We start from the raw sequence: 22,677 nt of genomic DNA on the forward strand, positions 1-22,677 counted from the left end.
CGACCGGCGCACCGCCAACCCCACCGTCGTCTCCGGACCCACACCCCGCGAGATCAGATACCGCGCAAGCTGATTGACCCGCGCATCGAACCGCGCATACGTCAACGACTCGCCCTCGAACACCACCGCCACCGCATCCGGCGACGCAGCGACCTGCGCATCGAACCGATCCAGCAACGTCGACTCCGGCACCGGACGCGACGTATCGTTCCACCGCTCGAGCACCCTCACCCGCTCATCGGCGCCCAGCAGATCGATATCGCCCACGCGCCGCGCCGGATCAGCCACCACCGCCTCGAGGATCCGCACGAACCGCTCCGCAAAGCCCTCGACCGTCGAAGCATCGAAGAGCTCGGTCGCATAGGTGAACTCCGCACGGAGACCGTCCGGCGAACCGTCCTCCGCGAAGCCCTCCGACAACGTCAATTGCAGATCGAACTTGGCGACCGCGGTGTTGATCTCGAGCAGGTCGAGGGTCAGACCGCGAAGTTCGACGTGCGCTGCACCTAGATTCTCGAACGAGAGCATGACCTGGAACAGCGGGTGCCGAGCCGTGGACCGAGTGGGGTTGAGAACCTCGACCAGACGCTCGAAGGGGACATCCGCGTGCCCGAAGGCACCCAGTGCTGCTTCGCGTGCCCGTGCGAGATGGTCGGTGAACTGCGCGTCCGGATCGACGTCGGTGCGGAGCACCAGAGTGTTGACGAACATACCGATAAGGTCGTCGAGCGACTGCTCGCCACGTCCGGCCACCGGCGTACCGATCGTGATCTCGCGCTGACCGGACAATCGTGCCAGCAATATGCTCAAGGCCGCGTGCACGACCATGAACAGGGAAGCGTTGCGCGTGCGAGCGAACGCCACGAGGTCTCGATGCAAGCTCGGATCGATCGAGAAATCCACGGTCGCGCCGGCGAACGACTGCGTCGCCGGGCGGGGACGATCAGCCGGAAGATCCAACTGGTCGGGAACGTCGGCGAGCGCGCGACGCCAGTAGTCGAGCTGACCGGAGATCAGCGACTGCGCATCGTCCTCGGAACCGAGGACTTCCCGCTGCCACAGGGTGTAGTCGGCGTACTGAACGGGAAGCGGTGCCCACGAGGGCTCTTCCCACTCGGTGCGTGCGGCGTACGCGACCATGATGTCGCGTGCCATCGGTCCGGTGGACCATCCGTCTGCGGCAATGTGGTGGACCACGAGCGCGAGAATGTGCTCGTTGCGGTCGAGTTCGTAGAGTTCGGCGTGGATCGGCACCTCGGAGGTGACGTCGAACCCGGTGGACGCGAGTCGGCGCATCGCACCGGCCAACCCGTCCCGGTCGATCCGGAGCGGGGTCAGATTGGGCACGACTTCCGCGGCCGCCCGTACGACCTGGTGGGGTCCCTCCGGCGAATCGGGGAAGACGGTGCGCAGCGACTCGTGACGGTCGATCACATCCATGATCGACACCTGAAGTGCCGCTACGTCGAGGGCTCCGGTCAGCCGCAACGCCATCGGGAGGTTGTACGTCGCCGAGCGGGAATCGAAGCGGTTGAGGAACCACATGCGCTGTTGCGCCAAGGACAGCGGAACACGCTCGGGCCGCGGCATTTTCGCCAGTGCCGCTCGGGCACCGCGCCCGGCCTCCTGCTCGACGCGAACTGCCAGGGCGGCGACGGTGCTCGATTCGAACAGCGCACGCACGGGAACCTGTGCGTCGAGTGCCACACCCAGCCGGGACACCACCTGGGTGGCGAGGAGCGAGTTTCCGCCCAGTTCGAAGAAGTCGTCGTCGAGTCCGACACGTTGCACGCCGAGCACCTCGGCGAAGACGGCAGCGACGGTTCCCTCGATGGGCGTCGTCGGCGCGCGGAATTCGCGGTAGCTGATCCCTAGTTCGGGCTCCGGCAGTGCTCGGCGGTCGAGCTTTCCGACGGGCGTCAGCGGGATCTCGTCGAGCACGACGATCTGCGAGGGCACCATGTACGACGGCAACGACCGGGCCACGTGGTCGGACAACGCCGACGGGTCGATACCCGGAGCGCCGTGCACGTACGACACGAGTGCGGTCTGTCCCGAAGGCATGTCGTGGCCCACGGTGGTTGCGAAGTCGACGAGCGAATGCGTCTGCAACGCAGCGTCGATCTCGCCCAGTTCGATCCGGAATCCGCGGACCTTGACCTGAAAGTCGGATCGGCCGGCGAACACGAGGCGGCGCTGATCGTCCCAGCGCACCACGTCACCGGTCCGGTACATGCGGGTACCCGGCGCTCCGAAGGGGTTCGCGACGAACCGATCCGAGGTGAGCGCAGCACGTCGGTGATAGCCCCGCGCGAGAGCGTCGCCGGCGAGATACAGCTCTCCCGACACTCCTGCGGGGACCGGACGAAGACGGCCGTCGAGCACGAGTGCCTGGACGCCCGCGGTCGGGCCGCCGATGGTGATCGGCCCCGAGGCATCGAGCAGAGCGCGGGTCGACACGATCGTGGTCTCGGTCGGTCCGTACGCGTTGAAGAATCGGCGGCCGGGCGCCCACCGGGCCACGAGTTCCGTCGTGGAGACGTCTCCACCGACGTTGAGGCTCTGGAGCGAGTCGAGGCCCGCGGGATCCACGGAGCCCAGCACCGCAGGCGTGATGGTCGCGTGGGTGACACCGGTCTGCTGGATCAGCGCCCGCAGTTCGGCACCGCCGTAGATCGTCGGCGGAGTGATCACCAGTTCGGCACCGGTGTAGCCGGCCATAGCCCAGTCGAGAACCGAGGGGTCGAAACTCGGCGAACAGATCTGCAGAATCCGCGACTCGGAAGTCACCCCGTAGAGGTCGACACAGTCGCGGACGAGGCCGGCGAGACCACGGTGGGTTACCGCGACGCCCTTCGGGCGCCCGGTGGACCCGGAGGTGTAGATGACGTATGCGAGGTGATCGACCCGGAGCGGAGCGCACCGCTCCTCGTCGGTGACCGGAGCTCCCGAGTGGGCCAAGCACGCGGCCACGAACGCCGGGTCGTCGAAGCGAACCCATTCGACGGCGGGCGACAGACCGGCGGCGTGTTCCTCCGTCGTCAGGCCCAGCAGAGCCGACGAGTCCTCGAGCATGTGGGTGACTCGGTCGACCGGGTATTCCGGGTCGACCGGGACGTAGGCTGCTCCCGTCTTCGCAACGGACCACACACCGAGCACCATCTCCCACGAGCGAGGGAAGGCAAGCGCGACAATGCCGCCGGGCCCTACGCCACGCTCGATCAGGTAACGCGCGATCCAGCTCGACCACGCGTCGAGATCGCGATACGTCAGCACGATGTCACCGTCGCGAACGGCGGGCCGCTCGGGGTGGGCGGCGACACCCGCGGTGAGCAGGTCCACGAGCGTGGCCGGTTCACCCGCATCGGGACCCGTCGTGGTGAGTAGCAGCTCGGCTTCGCCGGGAGAGAGGATGGACAGGTCGCCCACGCATGCCGATGTGTCGGCGACGATGCCGTCGAGGATCCGCACGAAACGTTCTGCGAAGACGGCGACCGTACCGGCGTCGAAGAGATCCGTCGCGTACTCGAAGGTGGCACCCAGGCCGGCGGGTTCATCGTCGCTGCCGGTCTTTTCGGTCAGCCACAGCTGGATGTCGAACTTCGAGATCGGCATCTCCAGTTCGGTGCCCACGGCGCGGACTCCGGCGAAGGACACCTCACGTGCTGAACCGGGCTCGAGCGACAGCGCCGCCTGGAACAGCGGATGACGCGCTGTCGATCGAGCCGGGTTGAGCACCTCGACGAGACGCTCGAAAGGCACGTCCGCGTTCGAGAATGCGGTCAGGTCGACTTCACGGACCACGTCGAGGAATTCACCGAACGAGAGGCCGGGATCGACCCGCGTGCGCAGCACCAGCGTGTTCACGAACATGCCGATGAGATCGTCGAGTTCCTTTTCGCCGCGTCCCGCGACGGCGGTGCCGACGGCGATATCGTTCGATCCGCTCAGTCGTGACAGGAGGACCGCGTAGGCGGCGTGGACGACCATGAACAGCGAGGCGCTGTGTCCGCGAGCAAGTTCGACGAGTCCACGGTGTGTCTCGGCGCCGATCTCGAATCGGTGCTTGGCACCGTGGTAGCTTGCGACGGCAGGGCGCATCCGGTCCGCCGGCAGGTCCAGCTGATCCGGGAGGCCGTCGAGCTCCCGAACCCAGAAAGAGATTTGTTGCGCAGCAGCCGAACCCGGATCGGACTCACTTCCGAGAGCCTGTCGTTGCCACAGGGCGTAGTCGGCGTACTGGATCGGCAGGGGCGACCAGCGCGGTTCGTGTCCCTCGGCGCGCGCCGTGTAGGCGGTGACGACATCCTGCGCGAACGGTCCGAACGAGGATCCGTCGGCTGCGATGTGGTGCAGCACCATCGCGAGCACATAGGTGTCGGGAGCGAGCCGGAACAGCGCGACTCGGAACGGAACCTCGATCGCGACGTCGAAACCGCGTCCTGCTAGTTCGACGACCGCTGCCCGCAGACCGACCTCGTCCACATCGATCGGTTCGAGCGGGGAGACGGCCTGCTCGAGCGGCAGGATCACCTGATGGGGGTCGCCGTCCACTTCGGGATAGACGGTGCGCAAGCTCTCGTGCCGAGCCACCACGTCCGAGAACGCATCGGACACGACACGCGGATCCACCGCACCTGTCATCCGCACGGTGAAGGGCAGGTTGTACGCCGCAGTGGTGACGTCGAACCGATTGAGGAACCAGATCCGTTGTTGCGCAGTGGAAAGCGGCAGCACATCGGGTCGGACGGTTGCGGTGAGCGGAGCTCGGGCACCGGAACCGACCTGCTTCGCGATGCGTGTGGCGAGTCCCCCTACGGTGGATGCCTCGAACAGCGCGCGTACAGGAACCTGGGTATCGAGGGCCGCGCCGATGCGTGAGACGACCTGGGTCGCGACCAGCGAATTGCCGCCGAGCTCGAAAAAGTCGTCGTCGAGACCGACCCGCTCCGCGCCGAGTACGTCGCCGAAGGCTGCGGCCACCACGCGTTCGGCAGGGCTGCAGGGCTCGCGAAAGGTACGGGTGCTGCTGAAGACAGGTTCCGGCAGGGCTTTCCGATCGAGCTTTCCGCTGGTGTTGAGCGGTAGCGCGTCGAGCACCATGAGCGACGCGGGCACCATGTACGACGGAAGCGAGCGACCCGCGTGATCTGCAAGGTCGGTGACGTCGATCGTCTGCGCGGGCGCGGCCACCAGGTAACCGACGAGCTGGTCGCCCGTGGGGGTGGAGACCACTAGAACGACTGCCTGCGAGACGGCGGGATGAGCGAGCAGCACCGCTTCGATTTCACCGAGTTCGATGCGCTGTCCGCGGAACTTGACCTGGAAATCGGTCCGGCCGATGTACTCGAGGATTCCGGTGCCGTCGGGCCCGGCCTCCCAGCGCACGAGGTCGCCCGTGCGGTACATCCGTTCGCCGGGTGCACCGAACGGGTCCGCGAGGAAGCGATCGGAGGTCAGGTCCGGACGATCGAGGTAGCCACGGGCGAGTTGAACGCCCGCCAAGTAGAGCTCGCCCGGTCGCCCGACCGGCACCGGGCGAAGCCGCCGGTCGAGAACGTACGCGCGGCTGTTCCATTGGGGGACACCGATCGGGACGCTGTGCACGTCGGCAGGGCCCGCGCGGTGGTAGGTGATGGACACCGCCGCCTCGGTGGGTCCGTACAGGTTGTGCAAGCCCGCCGGACACAGCCGGGCAAACTCGGCTGCCGTCTCGGACGGCAGTGCCTCGCCGATGACGAAGACGTGCCGCAGGGAGTCGCAGCTCCCGTCGGCGGCGTTGGCCACGAAGACGGTGAGCATCGACGGCACGAAATCGGTGATCGTCACGCGGTGTTCGGCGATCTTGTTCGCCACGTAGACCGGGTCGCGGTGCCCGTCGGGCGTCGCGATCACGAGGGTCGCGCCGACACGCAGCGGCATGAAGAATCCCCACAGCGACACGTCGAACGTCGTTGCGGTCTTCTGCAGGTACACATCCTGGGACGTCACGCCGTAGTGGTCGTTCATCCACTGGATCTGGTTGTCGATGGCGGCATGGCTCACAGCCACGCCCTTGGGCCGACCGGTCGAACCCGAGGTGAAGATGACGTACGCGGTGGTATCGGGCAGGATCGGACCATGCCGCTCCGCGTCGGAGATCGGACGTGCGTCACCGCGCGAGTAGTCGAAGGTGTCGATCTCGAGCGTGACGGTGCCGTCCGGCAGGTCCACGTCGTCGCGCGCCGTGGTCAGTACTGCGGCCGGTTTCGCCGTGTCGAGGATGTAGCCGGTCCGGTCGGCCGGATGGTCGGGATCGATCGGCACCCACGCACCGCCGGCCTCGACGATGGCGTACATGCCGACGACGAGGTCGAGCGAGCGCCGGATGCACAGCCCGACAAGCGATTCGGGTCCGACTCCGAGACCGATCAGTGTGCGCGCGAGAGTGTTGACACGGGAAGTGAATTCGCCGTAGGTCAGCGACTCGCCTTCGAAGATCAGCGCTGTGGCGTCAGGGGTTTCGGCAGCCTGTTCACGGAACTGGGCGAGCATATCGCGCTGCCGGACGGGATGGTCGGTGCGGTTCCACTCGATGACCGCATCGTCGAGTTCGGCGCGTCCCGCAAGAGGGATATCCCACACGCACCGTTCCGGATCCGATCCGACGAACCGGTCGAAGAACTCGATGAAACGAGCGTGGTCGGCGCGGGACTGCTCCGAGCGGTACAGATTGGGATTGGACTCGAAGTCGATGTGCGTGTGAGCGCCGCCGCTGCGGTAGACATTGACACCGAGATCCTCGATCAGGCCGGTCGACAGAATGTTGATTCCGCCGACCATGTCGCCGAGCCGGACCTCGTTGTCGAACAACATGATGTTGACCCACGGCCCGAAGAACGTGGACTGCCCCACCGAACCCGCGTCGCGGTCGCGGACGATGTCCTCGTGCCGGTAACGCTGGTGGCGCAGCGCACCCGAGACGGCCGCCGCCGAGGCGGCGATGAGGTCGTGGACGGTCGTGTCGTCGGTGACGCTCAAGCGCAGCGGTACGACGTTGGAAACCATGCTGCCCGAACGACGCAGGACCGCGGTGGTGCGCGCCGCTACGGGCAGGCTCAGCACCACGTCGGTCTGCCCGGTCATCTGCGCGAGATATGCGGCGAAGGCAGCGACCACCGCGGTGGCAAGGCTGCCGCCTTCTCGGGCCGCGAGTTCGCCGACCCGCCGTTCGGTGTCCTCGGACAGTGCGGCGGTGTCGATGCGGCTGACCGGTGCGGGCGCGGCGGTGCGACCGGAGAGGCTGGTGGGTTCCTCGATCCCGTCGATCTGCCGGGCCCAGTACTCGCGGTCGTCGTGGAACCGTTTGGAGCCGCGGTACTCCATTTCGACGTCGTAGACCTTGCGCAGGTCCGACGCGCGATTCGGAGACGGCTCGACGCCCTCGACCGCCGCCGTGTACAACTCGGCGATGCGGGTCATGAAAGTGGCGGCGGCGAAACCGTCGAGTGCCAGATGGTGGACGCGGTTGTACCAGAAGTAGCGGCGTTCGCCGATGCGGAGCACGGTCGCGGCGATGAGACGGTCGCGCAATACGTCGACGGGACGACTGCGGTCGTCGCGCATCCAGTCGAGCGCGGCCTGCCGGGGGTCGTCGGCTCCGCTCAGATCGACGAAACCGAGCGGCGCTTCGAGCGAGGGGTCGACCAATTGGTAGGGCTGTGCCCCGACCTCGAGGAAACGGAGGAAGCCGGATCCCATCTCGAGCGCAGCACGGGCACTGGATTCGCGGAGCAGATCGACGTCGAGGTCGCCCTCGAGTTCGACGTACTGAGCAATATTGGCGGGCACTGTCGGGTCGACGTGCTGGGCAAACCACATCCCCAGCTGTGCAGGCGAGAGCGGGAACGCTCCGGGCGGCACCGCGCCCCCTGCGTTCTTCGCCTGCGATCCGCCTTTCCCGAGCGAGTCCAAATCCCCCAACCTTCCTCTCACCACCGGGCAGTTGCCCGCACTCCCGACACGAACATGCACGCAACCTCTCGGGATATCTGCGCATCAGGGGGTGATCGTTACGGCGTGGCCGGGCGGCAAGACATTCCGCAGGACCGGACGCAGTAGCGAACCCCGCCTGTCGGCCGAGGTGCCCGGAGCAGGTTACTTACCGGTCGGTACCGGAGCCCATGTCGTACACACCCGGAACAATCTACAGGGTTCCGACACAGGCCCCGGCTCACCGCGGGCAAGATCCGCCGAACGTCACCAGGCCACGGCGATGACCACGTTCACGATGCCGAGAATGCCGGCCGTGTGGGCGAGAGCCGCTGTCGAACCGGGATTCTTCTTCTCCTTCTTCAGGCCCACGATCGCGACCACGAGAATGACCAGGGCAATCAGCAGCTTGATGCCGATCTTCATATGGTTCAGCTCGACGGCGTCCTGAGCTTCGCGCAAGCCGACGAGCGCGATACCGGTCACGACCTGGAGGATCGCGCCGTGCAGCATGCCCACAACGACACGCGGCTGCTTGACGACCGCAAGCCACGAGCCGATGATGCCGGCGAGACCGATGAAGTGCAGAATGAGAAAAATCTTGATGGCGATGTCCATACCGGCAATCCGACCATTCCGGACCTGCAGAGTCCAGTTAGGTCACGCTTATAAGTGGTGTGCATCACCGCTGGTCGTGGTACCAGTCGATCAGTTCCGGTGCGTCGATTGCGGTGCGATCCACGGCACGTGACGGGTCGGCTCCCTGCAGAATTCGTTTGAGCGGCACCTCGAGTTTCTTCCCGGTGCGGGTGTGCGGGACCCCCGGCGCGGCGACGATCTCGTCGGGCACGTGCCGCGGGGACAGTTGCGCGCGGATCGCCGAACGGATCCGTTCCGCCACGCGGTCGTCGAGTTCCGTGCCGTCTGCAAGCACGACGAACAGCGGCATCCGGTACGAGCCGTCGGGCTGTTCGATTCCCAGGACGAGCGATTCGGTGACCTCGGGCAGACTCTCCACGACCTGATAGATGTCGGCGCTGCCCATCCGGACTCCCTGACGGTTCAGGGTGGAGTCGGAGCGTCCGTGCATGAGGAACGTGCCCCGGTCGGTGACGGTGATCCAGTCACCGTGACGCCAGACGCCCGGGTAGACCGAGAAGTACGACTCGCGGTACCGGCTGCCGTCCGGGTCATCCCAGAACCGGACGGGCATCGACGGCATGGGAGCGGTCACCACCAGTTCTCCGACACGGCCGCGCACGGCGCGGCCGTGCTCGGCGTACGCGTCCACGGCGACGCCGAGGCACGGCGCAGAGATTTCGCCCGGCCACACGGGCACTGTCGGCGCGGCTCCGACGAACGCCGACACCACGTCGGTGCCACCCGAGATCGACATGACCTGCACATCGGAGCCGACGTTCTCCGACAGCCACAGCGACCCCGACGCGGACAGCGTCGAGCCCGTGACGCCCACGGCGCGCAGGGCGGACAGATCGTGGTCGACGCGGGGCACCACCCCCGCCTCGGCGCAGGCCGCGATGTAGGCGGGACTGGTCCCGAGAACCGTGACGTGTTCGTCGGCAGCGGTCCGCCAGAGGCGGTCGATCTCGGGATGCGACGGCGCACCGTCGTAACAGACGATGGTCGCGCCCACGAGAAGTCCGGAGACGAGGAAGTTCCACATCATCCAGCTCGGACTCGTGTACCAGAAGTAGCGGTCGTGCGGACCGAGGTCGAGGTGGAGTGACAGTGCTTTGAGATGCTCGAGCAGGACCCCGCCGTGACCGTGGACGATGCCCTTGGGTGGTCCTGTCGTACCCGAGGAGAACACCACCCACAACGGGTGGTCGAAGGGAACCGCGACGGTGTCGAGGGTTGCGTCCTGCCTCAGGGCCGCCTCTTCCCAGTTCAGCACCGACGGGGACGTCGCGGTGGGTGGGGAGATCTCTCGGGCCGGCGCGCTGGGGACGACGACTGTCAGGCCGAGACCGGGTAGTCGGTCGCGCAGCCATGTCATTTCGTTCGTCCGGTCGTGCCACGTGCCCGCGTAGGCGTATCCGGTCGCTGTGACGAGGACTTTCGGCTCGAGTCGACCCAGCCGGTCGAGCGCAGCCGGAGCGGCATAGTCCTGCCCGCACGCGGCCCAGACAGCCCCGATACTCGCGGTCGCGAGCAGTGCGACGACGGCCTCCGGGATGTTGGGAAGGTAGCCGACGACCCGGTCCCCCGGTCCGACTCCGTGCTCCCGGAGCGTGGCGGCGAACGCGGCTGTCCGGCTACGGAGTTCCGACCACGTCATCTCGCTGCGGTGCCCGGCCTCGTCGAGGTGGACGACGGCCGGCCCGAGCGGCGGCCGATCACGGAAGACGTGCTCGACGAGGTTCAGCCGCGCACCGGGAAACCACACGGCTCCGGGCATGGCCGTGTCGGCGAGAGCCGGTCCGGGGTCGGTGTGCGACACCACCTCGAACCGGTCCCACACCGCTTTCCAGAAGTCTCCCGGGGCGTCGACCGACCATCGCCACAGCGACCCGTAATCGGGCAGGCTCAGTCCGTGACGCCGTTCGGCGAACCGCGCGAACTCCGTGATGTTCGCTCGCGCAACGGCGGCGTCGTGGGGAATCCACTGCGGCTGCACGGCAACTCACTTTCGGGGCCGAGGCGGAGACACGTCTGGCCCCGCCCGGTGTGGCCGGGCGGGGCACCTCGAACGGGTTACCGACTCCGCTCGCGGGTAGCGCCGGTGTAGATCAGGGTGAGGACCACGGCCACGATGATGCTGATGATCCATCGGATCCAGTCGATGCCGCTGGTGTTCTCGTTGCCCTCGGAGGAGATCAGGCCCCACAGCCAGTAGCCGATCAGCGCGCCGATGATGCCGATGACGATCGTGATGATCATGCCCATGGCCTGCTTGCCCGGGATCACCAATCTGGCCAGGATTCCGATGACCGCACCGAAAATGATCGTGCCGATAATTTGTCCCATGGTGAGCCCCTCTGCTGCGGCGCCGCCCGGTGGCTGCGCATCGTCGACGACTCTTTACCCACTCAGTGTCTGCCTTGAAACCGACGAAAGTGACCGGTTCGGCGCGGGTGCGGCCGAATTACTTGCCGCATCCGTGCCGAACGGCCGTCAGTTGTGCTCGGTCACGGTGGCCTCGATGATCGCCCGTGCCTGTTCGCGCATCTCGACCTTTCGCACTTTGCCGGTGACCGTCATCGGGAACTCGTCGACCACGTGCACATAACGCGGGATCTTGTAATGGGCGAGCTTTCCCTCGCAGAACGCTTTGAGGCTCGCCGCGTCGAGGGGGCGCTCCGAGCCTTCGCGCATCCGGACCCAGGCCATGAGTTCTTCCCCGTATTTCACGTCGGGTACCCCCACCACCTGAGCGTCGAGAATGTCCGGGTGGGTGTAGAGGAACTCTTCGATCTCGCGGGGGTAGATGTTCTCTCCCCCGCGGATCACCATGTCCTTGATACGGCCCGTGATGGATACGTAGCCGTCCTCGTCCATGACTCCGATGTCCCCGGTGTGCATCCACCGGGCCACGTCGATCGCCTCGGCCGTCTTCTCCGGCTGGTCCCAGTACCCCAGCATCACCGAGTATCCGCGGGTGCACAGTTCGCCCGGCACGCCGCGCGGGACCGTCAGACCTGTACCGGGATCGACGATCTTCACCTCGAGGTGAGGACCCACCCGACCGACCGTGGCCACCCGCCGCTCGATGCTGTCGTCGCTGCGGGTCTGCGTCGACACCGGCGAAGTTTCGGTCATGCCGTAGCAGATCGACACCTCGTTCATCCCCATCCGATCGATGACCTGTTTCATCACCTCGACCGGGCACGGCGAGCCCGCCATGATTCCGGTGCGCAGGCTCGCCAGGTCGTACCGTGCGAAATCGGGTTCCGCCAGCGCGGCGATGAACATCGTCGGCACGCCGTAGAGCGAGGTGCATCGCTCCTCCGCCACTGCGGTGAGTGTGGCCGCGGGATCGAAGGCCGGAGACGGCAGCACCATGGTCGCGCCGTGGCTGGTGCACGCGAGATTGCCCATCGTCATACCGAAACAGTGGTACAGCGGAACGGGGATACATACCCGATCCAATTCCGTGTAGTGGCAGAGTTCGCCGACGAAGAACCCGTTGTTGAGCACATTGTGGTGACTGAGCGTGGCGCCTTTGGGGAACCCGGTGGTCCCCGAGGTGTACTGGATGTTGATGGGATCGTCGGGAGAGAGCTGAGACTGCGCCTCGGTGAGCACCCGACGGTCGTCGGCGAGTGCGGCCCGTCCCACCTCGACGAGCTCGTCCCACCGCGGGGAGCCGAGCAGAACGACATCCTCGAGGTCGGGGCAGTTCGCCCGTACGGTCGCGATCATCTGCGCATAGTCGGATGTTTTGAATGCGGACGCGGACACCAGCATCCGGACGCCCGCCTGCTCGAGGACGTACTGCAATTCGTGCGAGCGGTACGCGGGATTGATATTGACGAGAATCGCGCCGATCTTCGCGGTTGCATACTGGACGAGAACCCATTCCCAGCAGTTCGGGGCCCAGATCCCCACCCGGTCACCCTTCGCGATGCCCGACCGGAGCATGCCGACAGCGACTGCGTCGACATCCGCTACGAATTCGGTGTAGTTCCAACGTTTCCCCGCGGCGCGGTCGACGAGCGCCTCACGGTCACCGAAACGCGCGGCGGTGCGGTCGAGGTTGTCGCCGACGGTGTCGCCGAGAAGTGGAACGTTCCAGGCGCCCTGGGAGTAGCTCGGCAGAGGATCGACGTTGGTGCCGGACATCGTGGTCTCCTTCGTGGCAGTTGATACGAAGGAAACGGTAGTGACCCCGGTCACTCACGACCACCCCCGAAAAGGGGGAAATGATGACTGCGGTCACACCCTCACAACGAGTACCAGGTCAGCGACCCGCGGCGCCCCTGAGTTCCTCCCGCATCTCGCCCCACACCGCGGAGTAGGAATCGATGTTGCCCGCGGTGGCCCATGCGAGCGCGCCCCCCTTGACCTTCTCCAGAGCTTCTGCGAAGAGATCCTGGTATCGCGACAGACGGGGAACGAACGCGGACACGTCGTCGAACAGCGCCTGCGCACGACGGTCGAAATCGAGCAGTGCGTCGATGAACCCGTCCGCCTCCGGCTCCGCGAGTAGCTCCGCGAGTTCGTCGTCCAGCGGGAGGAATTGATCGTGCAGGTCCGCGATCGAATCCTCGTCGATCGATACGCGTTCCGCCTCGAGTTGGCCGGTCAGCTCGTGAACCCCCTCGTCGGTGAGCTCGATGCCGTCACCGGCCGATCGCGCCTTGCCCTGCCGGACGAGGGCATCTACTGCGGCCTGGCCGGCCGCCACCGTCACTCCCAGGTGCGCGGCAACCACTTCCGCGGTGACCTGGTTCTTCAGGCGCACCGTCTGCAGCAGGGCCAGCTCATCCACGTTGCCCGCGAAGGCCATCGTCCACTCCTCACCGCCCGACGGGCGCCGAACATGCGGGGACCGATGCCCCCGCGTACCGCGGAATCCGGACGGATCCCGGTCCGATTCTGGCGTACCGGGGACGCGCGTGGGCGCGTGGGCACCGGTGGGAATTCGGCACCGGGGCGGCAAGGGGCCGTCAGGCCAGCGAATCGATATGCGCGGCGAGCACCGTCTGGGCGGACCTCGGGGTGTCACCGGCACCGACGAGCAGGTGCATTGCAAGACCGTCGACGACGGCGTGCAGACGCTCGGCTTCCAACCCGAGATCACGGTCCGGCGCGACGAGCCCCTCCGCGGCCAGACCTGCCAGTACGAGCTCACACCCTTCCCGCAGTGCGCGCTGCGCACCGATCGCGATCTGCCGCAGTTCGTCATGTCCGGGAGATTCCGCGATCAGCGCGAGATTGACCAGCATTTCGCAACGTCGGACCTCGTCGAGCGGAAGGAGTTCACCGAGCACGGCCCGCGCGCGTTCCTTGACATCGGCAATGCCGAGGTGGGCGGACACGCGCTCTGCGGCGCGGTCGTGAACCAGGCGCATCGAATAGCCGAGCAGTTCCGACTTGCTGCCGAAGACGTGCCGCACAGAACCCGTAGACAGGCCCGCCTCGGCCGCGACCTCCCGTATCGAGACAGCGCCGACCCCTTCGCGCAGGATCAGCCGCCAGACCGCCTCCGCTATTTCCTGCTGTCTCGCATCGTGATCGATCAGTTTCGGCACTGGACCATGCTAACACGGTCGTGCTAGCATCACTTTTTGTAAGCACGACCGTGCTACTTACGCTCTGCGTCCCCCGGAAGGGATCACCGTGAGCACCACACCTCGATACGCCGCACTCGACGTACTACGAGGGGTCGCGATTCTCGGCACCCTCGGTACCAACATCTGGATCTTCACCAACGTGGAAGGATTGGTCGGCTATATCAACGGCACCGGACGAGCGACCGGAAGCTGGTCTTTCGTCCAAGACGTGCTGCAACAGGTGACGCAGGGAAAGTTCCTCGGGCTCCTCACGATCATGTTCGGCATCGGACTCGCCATCCAGCAGCGTTCGGCGACCGGACGGGGACTTCCGTGGCCGGGTAAATACCCTTGGCGGGCAGGACTTCTCATGATCGACGGGATACTGCACTACTTCCTGTTCACCGAGTTCGACGTGCTCACCGGATACGCCGTCACCGGACTCGTCGTCGCGTTCGTCCTGGCTACCGGCATCCGCTCCCAGCGGATCTGGATAGCCTGCGCACTCGCTCTGCACGCCGCGATGCTCGCCGTCGTGGTAGCCGCACTCGCTGCGCTGCCTGCGAATCCGGGCAACCGGACGCTGTCCCCCAATCCTTATGCGGACGGCTCGTTCTGGGATCTGGTGGTCTTCCGTGCCGAGAACATCGCGCTGTTCCGGCTGGAAACGATCTTCATCCTGCCGCTGTCGATAGCTCTCTTCCTCATCGGCGCGCGGCTGCACCTGCGCGGCATCCTCGATCCGGATCAGGCCCGCCTCCGCCGCATTCTCATGATCGTCGGATTCGGTGTCGCGCTCCCGATCGACTTCGCGCTGGGCCTGTCCGGGTCCGACGCGGGTCTCGTCCTGGGCCGCTACGGCACAGCCCCGATCGTGGCTTTCGCACTCCTCGCAGCCGTCGCACACCGCTATGCCGACGGCCGTGCACCCGGCGCAGTCGGCACCGCTCTCAGCCCTGTGGGGCGAATGGCATTGAGCTGCTACATATTGCAGAACATCCTGTGTTCGACAGTGTGCTACGGCTGGGGATTCGGCATGGCCGCTCGCCTGGACGGCGACACGATCGTGCCGGCCACCGTGGCGCTGTTCGCCGCCGTCTGCGCGACGCTCATGATCGTCGCGCGCCTGTGGCTGGCCCGATTCGAGCGGGGTCCCGTCGAATGGCTGTGGAACGTGAGTTATCAGGCACTCGCGGGTGGACCGACCTCTCCGGCGACAGCATCCGGGCCGCCACCGGTCTCGTCGTCACGGTCCGGCCACTGAGGCACGGCGCATCCGGCCTTGGCGTCGGCCACCACGAGTGGCACCTGCGAGGCGCCCGGCCGGACGCCGCTCTCCCACTCCTTCCCGAGCACGACCGGCGACGTCGCAAGCGCGGCGTTCTCCGGCTCGGTGAATACTCTTCCCCGAGCAAGGAATCGGACACCCTCGGGCGTTTCGAGACTGAAGCCCGCTCCCCTTCCCGGAACCACATCGAGCACCAGACAGGTGTGCTTCCAGACCTCGAACTGCGACCCCGAGATCCACACGGGAACAGAATCGGCACCGGAAGGCGGATCGGGAAGCGTGCGCCCCACGCCGAGACGGAGGTCGAGCACACCGAGGAGCACATCCCGATCGCCCACCAGAAATTCACCTGCGGGAAAGCACATCGGCGACGACCCGTCGCAACATCCTCCCGACTGGTGGATCATCAGCGATCCGTTGCGGCCGGCCAAGCGGCGCAGAAGATCCACGGCCGCGACCGTGGCCGTCACCCGGGCTGGGACTGACACGGCATACCCTCTCTTTCACAGAAAACCGGTCGGCGCCCGCACTTCCCTGTACGAAAGGTGCGGGCGCCGAGAGCGATCAGAAGAATCCCTGGGCCTTCGGAGCGTAGGAGACGAGCAGGTTCTTCGTCTGCTGGTAGTGGTCGAGCATCATGTGGTGGTTCTCGCGGCCGATGCCCGACTGCTTGTAGCCGCCGAACGCCGCGTGGGCGGGGTACTGGTGGTACGTGTTGGTCCACACCCGGCCGGCCTGGATCGCGCGGCCGGCGCGATATGCGACTCCACCGTCGCGCGACCAGACACCGGCGCCGAGACCGTACAGCGTGTCGTTGGCGGTCGCGATCGCATCGTCGAAGTCCCGGAACGACGTCACCGACACGACGGGCCCGAAGATCTCCTCCTGGAAGATCCGCATCTTGTTGTGGCCCTCGAAGATCGTCGGCTGCACGTAGTAGCCGCCCGACAGGTCACCGCCGAGGTCGGCGCGTTCACCGCCGGTGACGATCTTGGCGCCCTCGCCTTTCCCGATCTCTATGTAGGACAAGATCTTCTCGAGTTGGTCGTTGGATGCCTGCGCACCGATCATCGTGTCGGTGTCGAGCGGGTTTCCCTGCCGTACAGCCTTGGTACGCACCGCAGCGAGGGACAGGAAGTCGTCGAAGATGTCCTGCTGGATGAGTGCGCGGGACGGGCAGGTGCACACCTCGCCCTGGTTGAGGGCGAACATGGTGAATCCCTCGAGTGCCTTGTCCTGGAAGTCGTCGGGAGCGGACATCACGTCGGAGAAGAAGATGTTGGGGCTCTTGCCGCCGAGTTCGAGGGTGACAGGGATGAGGTTCTGCGAGGCGTACTGCATGATGAGCCGCCCGGTCGTGGTCTCACCGGTGAAGGCGATCTTGCGGATGCGCGGACTCGAGGCGAGCGGCTTGCCGGCCTCGGTTCCGAAACCGTTGACGATGTTGACCACACCGTCGGGAAGCAGGTCGCCGATCAGCTCGACGAGATACAGAATCGACGCGGGCGTCTGCTCGGCGGGCTTGAGCACCACGGCATTTCCGGCTGCGAGCGCCGGGGCAAGCTTCCACACCGCCATCAGGATCGGGAAGTTCCACGGGATGATCTGGCCCACGACGCCGAGAGGCTCCTGGAAGTGGTAGGCCACGGTATCGGCGTCTATCTCGGAGATCGAGCCTTCCTGCGCGCGGATCGCGCCCGCGAAGTACCGGAAGTGGTCGATCGCCAACGGGATGTCCGCGTTGAGAGTTTCCCGGATGGGCTTGCCGTTGTCCCACGTTTCGGCGACCGCGACGGCCTCGAGGTTCTCTTCGATCCGGTCGGCGATCCGGTTCAGAATCAGCGCCCGCTCCGCCGGTGACGTCTTGCCCCACGCCGGGGCGGCGGCGTGCGCGGCGTCGAGAGCGAGTTCGATGTCCTTGTCGGTCGAACGTGCGACCTCGGTGAACGGTTGTCCGGTCACGGGAGTGATGTCCTCGAAATACTCGCCCGAAACGGGAGCCACCCATCGACCGCCGATCCAGTTGTCGTAACGGGACCGGAAGGACATCAGGGCATCGGGCGAACCGGGGCGGGCGTACTCGGGCATCGTGTTCTCCTGCGCGTCGGGGTGATCACCGTCGAGGGTGTGACCCCGGACACTACAAACGCCGGGGTTGCAACTAGGTTGCGAAGTTCCGGTCGAGCATCCGGATCTTCGCCTCGACCTGTGCGAACACGGTGGAGTCCGGGTCCAGGCATCCGAGATACGCACTCCACGCCGGCAGGTCTTCGCGGCCGTGAATCGATGCCGTCCAGCGGGCGAGCAGCGGCGCTGCACCCCGGCGCAGAAGCGCACCCCGGATTCCGGCATCCAACTCGTCGCCCACGTCGATCACTCCCGGCGCACCCGAGCCGGGAAGCACCCTGCCGGTGTAGAGGCGCACCGCGGTGTCGAGGTCCCCGCGATCCAGCGCAGCACGTACGTTCGCAACATCGGTGCGCAGCGCGCTCTGCACTCGATACGGCCGGGACGCGATCGTGTCCGGCCCGAGTACCCTACGCAGACGGGATATCTCGGCGCGCACCGTCACGGCATCGAGTTCGTTCTCGTCGAGCAGGACCGCAAGCCTCCGAGCGCCGACCCCTTCCGGATGCTCGCTGAGAATGAGCAGGATCTCGGCATGCCGTTGCGACAGCGCGAGCCGGTCGCGTCCGCGAACGAGCGTCGCACGTCCCGGGCCGAACGTCTCGAGTACGCCCGCGGCAGAAGATCGGGCACTCGCACCCTCGAGCATGGACAGGCGCAGTTCGGCTTCGGCAGCGGCAGCCGTCGCTCGCACGAGTTGTAAAACCTCCGGCGCCGCGACGCGCGGTCCGCCGGTGATGTCGAGTGCTCCGAGAATGCGGCCGCTGATGGGGTCGTGGACCGGGGCTGCCGAGCAACTCCACTCGTGCACGGCACGGTTGTAGTGCTCGGCACCGAAGATCTGCACGCAGCGATCGAGTGTGAGGGCCGTGCCGGGAGCGTTGGTCCCGACGTGCTCCTCACTCCAATCCGCGCCCTCGGCGAAGTTCATCGCCAGCGCCCGGTCGCGGGCGTCGTGGTCTCCCTCGATCCACAGCAGTCGTCCCCGCTCGTCGCTGATCGCGATCAGCAGTCCGCTGTCGGCGGCATCTTCCACGAGAAGCTTGCGGACGACCGGACGGATCATCGCCATCGGGTGTTCCGCGCGGTAGTCCTCGAGATCCTTGCCGGTCAGCAACAGGGGTTGCTCGATGACGTCGGGATCGATCGCCCTGCCGAGGCTACGGAGCCACGAGTCGCGCACTACGGGGCGTACAGCCGCGGGTGCCGCAAGCGCAGCAGACCGCTCTCTGCTCGACGCTGATCCCACCACAGCCGTATGGACTTCCGACAGTCGACGGGCGTGCGCTTCTGCGTCGTCCCCAGGATGCAGCGCCATCCACGAAATGGCTTTCGCTCCCGCACGGTCGATCATCTACCGCTGTCCTCCTCGCGTTCCGCCGGGGGCCACTGTAGTGCAGATCACAGCGGGTCGGTGTCATCGCACTCGGGGGCACCCTGGCGGACGCGTGCCGGATTCAGAGAGCGTCCGCGACACGCCTCGCCAGCATCACGACCGTGGCATGCGGGCCCCGGCTGGGCACCTGCGGGAACACGGAGGTGTCGGCGACGAAGAGACGCTCGGCGCCGTGCACCCGGCACCGGTCGTCGACGACCGCCGAATCGTCCGAACCCATCCTGCACGAGCCCGACAAGTGCTGGGACGTACCGAGATGCGCCGCGAGCCACTCGTCGTCCACGTCCGCTGCGCCCGCCTGAACACTGTGCGGGTCCACGACCCCGTCCATCGCCGCGAGCAGGTGGACCGCCGATGCGACCCCGTGCCGGAGCGCTGCACGATCGCGAGGGTCGTCCAGGTATCCGTAGTCCAGGAGAGGCGCGGCGTACGGGTCGCGTGCGTCGAAGATCAGGCGCCCGCGACTGCGCGGCCGGGTGAGGACGACCCCCAGCACAGGTACGGCAGCGCCACTGCCCGGTACGGAGTCGGCGAACGGAGCCGTGTAGGGACGCAGTTCGAGTTCGCCTGTGTGCAGGACAGTTTCGAGTACAGCCGCACCGAGAGGCAGATCGCTGCGGTACCGGTACGGAACGGCAACTTCCGGATGGTCGGTAAATCCCGTACCGACCCCGGGAAGGTCGACGACGGGCGCGACGCCGAGCGTGGCGAGTTCGTCCGCGGGCCCGATGCCGGAGAGCAGGAGAAGGCGGGGACTTTCGACCGCACCGGCGCACAGCACGACACTTCCCGCCTCGATGAACGTGACGCCGTCACCGCCGTCCACCTCCACCCCTACCGCCTCGGCACCGGACATCACCACCCTGCGCGCCCGCGTACCGGAGCACACGGTCAGATTCGGGGAGGCGAGCGCGGGCATCAACGACGAGAGTGCCGGTCCCATGCGTACCCCGTTCGCGATGTTGAGGGGAACGCGTCCCACCCCGACCGGACCGGGCGCGTTGAGGTCCTCCACCGGAAGATGGCCCGCCGCCACAGCGGCATCGTGGAACGCGCGCGCCACGGGGTGCAGACGGGACCACGGGGTTCGCGACACCGGTACCGGTCCGGCGGCGCCGTGCCACTCGTCGCCGAAGTCCGAGTCATGCTCGATGAGCCGGAAGTACGGCAGCACGTGGTCGAACGACCATGACGGGGGCCAGGCGTCGAAATCTCCCGGGCGCCCGCGGACGAAGTAGCCGCCGTTGACCGCGCCGGAGCCTCCGAGCACCCGGCCCCGGGCGATCGTGCCGGGCCTCCCGGCCAGGAGCACCGGATATTGCGCAGTCCAACGACTTTCAGGCCCGACGGGAAGCCTCGAGGCGTCCAACAGTTCCGGTGGCGCGGTACCGGTGCTCGCGTAGCCGGGACCGCTCTCGAGCAGCACGACGGTGCGGCCCGGGCGTCCGGCGAGGGTGGCGGCAAGTGTGCATCCGGCGCTCCCACCCCCGACCACCACGATGTCGGCGCGCGCCGGAATCACGTCAGGACCGGATATCGGGCATCAGCGCCGCGGGATCGCGGGCGTCGACGACCCCTTTCCAGAGCCCGGCGCCGTAGGCGAGGTCGTCGAGGCGCTTGTAGAAGACGTACCGCACCGGGTCGAGCCCCCCGCCCTCGCGGTGCGAATACCAGTCCCACATGCCTTCTGCCACAGCGAAAGCCACCACCGCGCGCCGCACTTTCGACGACAGCACCGCCGCAACGAATGTGAGCGGCCAGTAGTGCCGGCAGACGGCGGAGGCGACCTGCCACATACCGCCCGCGAAGCTCTGACCGGTCAGCACCGCTGCGATGCGCGTCGGGCGGTCGAGTTCGGCGAACATGCGGCGCAACCGCACGAGCGTGACGAATTGGGTCAGTACCGCGACGACGACGCCGAACCGGGTCATCGTGGCGACGGCCGAGCACGCGAGAAGGGTCCAGACGGACATCGCCATCGGGGGCACGGTACCGGGGTGTCTCGCTTCCAGCGGCGCCGCCCCGGTTCCGTAGAAGACCTTGCGGGAGAACCATTCCGGGAAACTCACACGATGATCGTGGGCAACCCGCGCAACCGGTTCGTACCGGAGTCGCCATCCCTCGCTCCGGAGGCGGCGGCACACGTCGACATCCTCCGCGACGTGCATCGACTCGTCGAAACCCCCGCACCCGGCAAGTGCCTCGCGGCGGACCACCATGGCGGCGCTGGGGACGTAGGACACCGGGCTACCTGCCACAACGGGGGCTTCCCGGCGGCCGAGGTCCAACGACGAGCGGGCGTGCTCGTAGCGTGCCAGCGCTCCGTTGTCGGGATCGAGAGCCACGATGCGGGGCGCGACGAGCGCCACGGCCGGATCGCTGAAATGGCCGAGCGACGCCTCGAGCCACCCGATGCGCGGAACGACATCGGAGTCGAGGAATGCCACGAATTCTGTTTGTGCTTCCCGCAATCCGATGTTTCGTGCTGCGGAGGGTCCGCGCGATGCCTCGAATCGAACCACGCGGACCCGCGGGTTGTCCGGCCAGTCGATCGGCATGTCGGAGCCGTCGTCGACCACGATGACCTCGAGGCCGGGAAGCGCTTGCAGCAACCGCCGCACTCCCGCCGCATTGTTCCGGACGGGAACGACCACCGTGACGTCCGCGGTGGAGGGCAGTCGCGTGGGACGCGGATTACCGACACCGGAGTCGAGCAGGCGCCGGGCGACCACCGCGGTTCGGGAGTCGACGACCTCGAGGTGATCGCCGTCGATCATCGCCGCGGCGGCGGGCGCCAGTTTGAGCATCCGGGTGGGCGAGCCTCCGATGAGTACGCGCCCGCCGGCGAACCGCCGGACCCGCGGATCGATGCGCACCCCGAATCCGTCGGGTAGCCGTCCACCGGGAGTCTGCGCCAGTTCGGGTGTTGTCGCCTGACTCACCGAAGTCCCCCCTCCGTGCCCGGTTCCCACCGAGCGACCTGCGATGCTGCACGTTCCGTCAGGTGTGCGAACAAGCGGGCCCCCTGCGCTGCAGTTGCGGTGGTGGGATCGCCGAGAACCCCGTTCGCCGACACCGAAACCATACCGGCTTCACGCAGTTGTGGCATCAAAGTGGAGATCGGATCTGTGTTCCCGGCAACCGCGCTCGCCATATCCACCGCGTTCGGGAAAAGGTGCAACATCAGACTCGTTTCGGTCACCCCCGCGTGGGCGTCGGCGCCCGGCACCGCGCACGGGAGCCAGGCCACGTCGCGCCCCTCGTAGCGCAGCAGCGACACTGCTTCGGCCAGGGCATATGCGTTTCCGCCGTGCCCGTTGACGAACAGCACCCGGGAAGCCCAGCGGCAGATAGAGCGCCCGTACTCCACGAACACGGTGCGCAGCGCCTCTGCTCCGATGGACACCGTTCCCGGAAAGTCCTCGTGCTCGCCGCTCGCGCCGTTCGCGAGCGGCGGGGCCCCGAGGGCGTCGGGGAGTGCCTCGGCAACGGCCGGGGCGGTCCGGGGTTCGGTTTCGCGGGGGAGATGCGGGCCGTGTTGTTCGAGCGATCCCACCGGTACCGCGACGGTCCACCGCTCCGGTTCGACGTGGGTCCAATAGGCGCCGGCTAGATCCCGTATCACCGGTCCGATGCTAGTGCGTCGGACAGCCCGCACC

Annotated in this window: 14 protein-coding genes; 1 reads left to right on the plus strand and 13 read right to left on the minus strand. The window is 66.8% G+C overall.

Going from position 1 to position 22,677, the window contains the following annotated elements; all coding sequences use genetic code 11:
• The 7 genes from TVH25_RS10815 to TVH25_RS10845 all read right to left on the minus strand — a co-directional run.
• Positions 1 to 7,953, minus strand: a 7,953-nt coding sequence (locus tag TVH25_RS10815; RefSeq protein ID WP_422424121.1) for an amino acid adenylation domain-containing protein, incomplete at its 3' end; no start/stop codon positions are given.
• A 285-nt stretch (positions 7,954 to 8,238) separates the two neighbouring features.
• Entirely contained in the window at positions 8,239 to 8,589 is a 351-nt protein-coding gene (locus TVH25_RS10820) for a hypothetical protein (RefSeq protein ID WP_422424122.1), read from the minus strand.
• Between the two features lie 64 nt (positions 8,590 to 8,653).
• Positions 8,654 to 10,609 carry an acetoacetate--CoA ligase gene (locus TVH25_RS10825; protein WP_422424123.1) on the minus strand — a complete coding sequence of 652 codons (1,956 nt, stop codon included), beginning with the start codon at positions 10,607 to 10,609 and terminating at the stop codon, positions 8,654 to 8,656.
• Between the two features lie 77 nt (positions 10,610 to 10,686).
• Complete coding sequence (locus TVH25_RS10830; RefSeq protein WP_169651221.1) at positions 10,687 to 10,959, minus strand: GlsB/YeaQ/YmgE family stress response membrane protein; 273 nt, start codon at positions 10,957 to 10,959, stop codon at positions 10,687 to 10,689.
• 147 nt (positions 10,960 to 11,106) lie between these two features.
• Positions 11,107 to 12,774: an AMP-binding protein gene (locus TVH25_RS10835; protein ID WP_296550409.1), complete on the minus strand. Its 1,668-nt coding sequence runs from the start codon at positions 12,772 to 12,774 to the stop codon at positions 11,107 to 11,109.
• Positions 12,775 to 12,892: 118 nt separating this feature from the next.
• Complete coding sequence (locus TVH25_RS10840) at positions 12,893 to 13,441, minus strand: hypothetical protein (protein WP_296550408.1); 549 nt, start codon at positions 13,439 to 13,441, stop codon at positions 12,893 to 12,895.
• A gap of 160 nt (positions 13,442 to 13,601) precedes the next feature.
• A complete protein-coding gene (locus TVH25_RS10845) occupies positions 13,602 to 14,186 on the minus strand; it encodes a TetR/AcrR family transcriptional regulator (RefSeq protein ID WP_296550407.1) in 585 nt (194 codons plus the stop codon).
• A gap of 88 nt (positions 14,187 to 14,274) precedes the next feature.
• Here TVH25_RS10845 and TVH25_RS10850 point away from each other — a divergent pair, with 88 nt between their 5' ends.
• On the plus strand, positions 14,275 to 15,471 hold the full coding sequence (locus TVH25_RS10850) for a DUF418 domain-containing protein (RefSeq protein WP_422424124.1): 1,197 nt from the start codon (positions 14,275 to 14,277) through the stop codon (positions 15,469 to 15,471).
• Here the strand turns inward: TVH25_RS10850 and TVH25_RS10855 are convergent.
• The 6 genes from TVH25_RS10855 to mftE form a co-directional block, all read right to left on the minus strand.
• Positions 15,390 to 15,983, minus strand: coding sequence for a DUF779 domain-containing protein (locus TVH25_RS10855; RefSeq protein WP_422424125.1), 594 nt, complete (start codon positions 15,981 to 15,983; stop codon positions 15,390 to 15,392). The two genes, TVH25_RS10850 and TVH25_RS10855, sit on opposite strands and share 82 nt — an antisense overlap.
• 76 nt (positions 15,984 to 16,059) lie before the next feature.
• Positions 16,060 to 17,583, minus strand: coding sequence for an aldehyde dehydrogenase (gene adh / locus TVH25_RS10860; protein ID WP_296550405.1), 1,524 nt, complete (start codon positions 17,581 to 17,583; stop codon positions 16,060 to 16,062).
• A gap of 73 nt (positions 17,584 to 17,656) precedes the next feature.
• Positions 17,657 to 18,976, minus strand: a complete 1,320-nt coding sequence (locus TVH25_RS10865; RefSeq protein WP_422424126.1) for a GAF domain-containing protein — start codon at positions 18,974 to 18,976, stop codon at positions 17,657 to 17,659.
• A 103-nt stretch (positions 18,977 to 19,079) separates the two neighbouring features.
• Positions 19,080 to 20,540, minus strand: coding sequence for a mycofactocin system GMC family oxidoreductase MftG (gene mftG / locus TVH25_RS10870; RefSeq protein ID WP_422424127.1), 1,461 nt, complete (start codon positions 20,538 to 20,540; stop codon positions 19,080 to 19,082).
• Position 20,541: 1 nt separating this feature from the next.
• The gene (mftF, locus tag TVH25_RS10875) at positions 20,542 to 21,960 is read right to left on the minus strand and encodes a mycofactocin biosynthesis glycosyltransferase MftF (RefSeq protein WP_378528021.1); all 1,419 of its coding nucleotides are present in this window, start codon (positions 21,958 to 21,960) and stop codon (positions 20,542 to 20,544) included.
• Positions 21,957 to 22,643, minus strand: coding sequence for a mycofactocin biosynthesis peptidyl-dipeptidase MftE (gene mftE / locus TVH25_RS10880; protein WP_422424128.1), 687 nt, complete (start codon positions 22,641 to 22,643; stop codon positions 21,957 to 21,959). Before mftE ends, mftF begins: the two co-directional genes overlap by 4 nt.
• Between the last annotated feature and the right edge of the window lie 34 nt (positions 22,644 to 22,677).

It is taken from the genome of Rhodococcus sp. 7Tela_A2 (genome assembly GCF_049311045.1).
In the GTDB taxonomy this organism is placed as follows: Bacteria; Actinomycetota; Actinomycetes; order Mycobacteriales; family Mycobacteriaceae; genus Rhodococcus.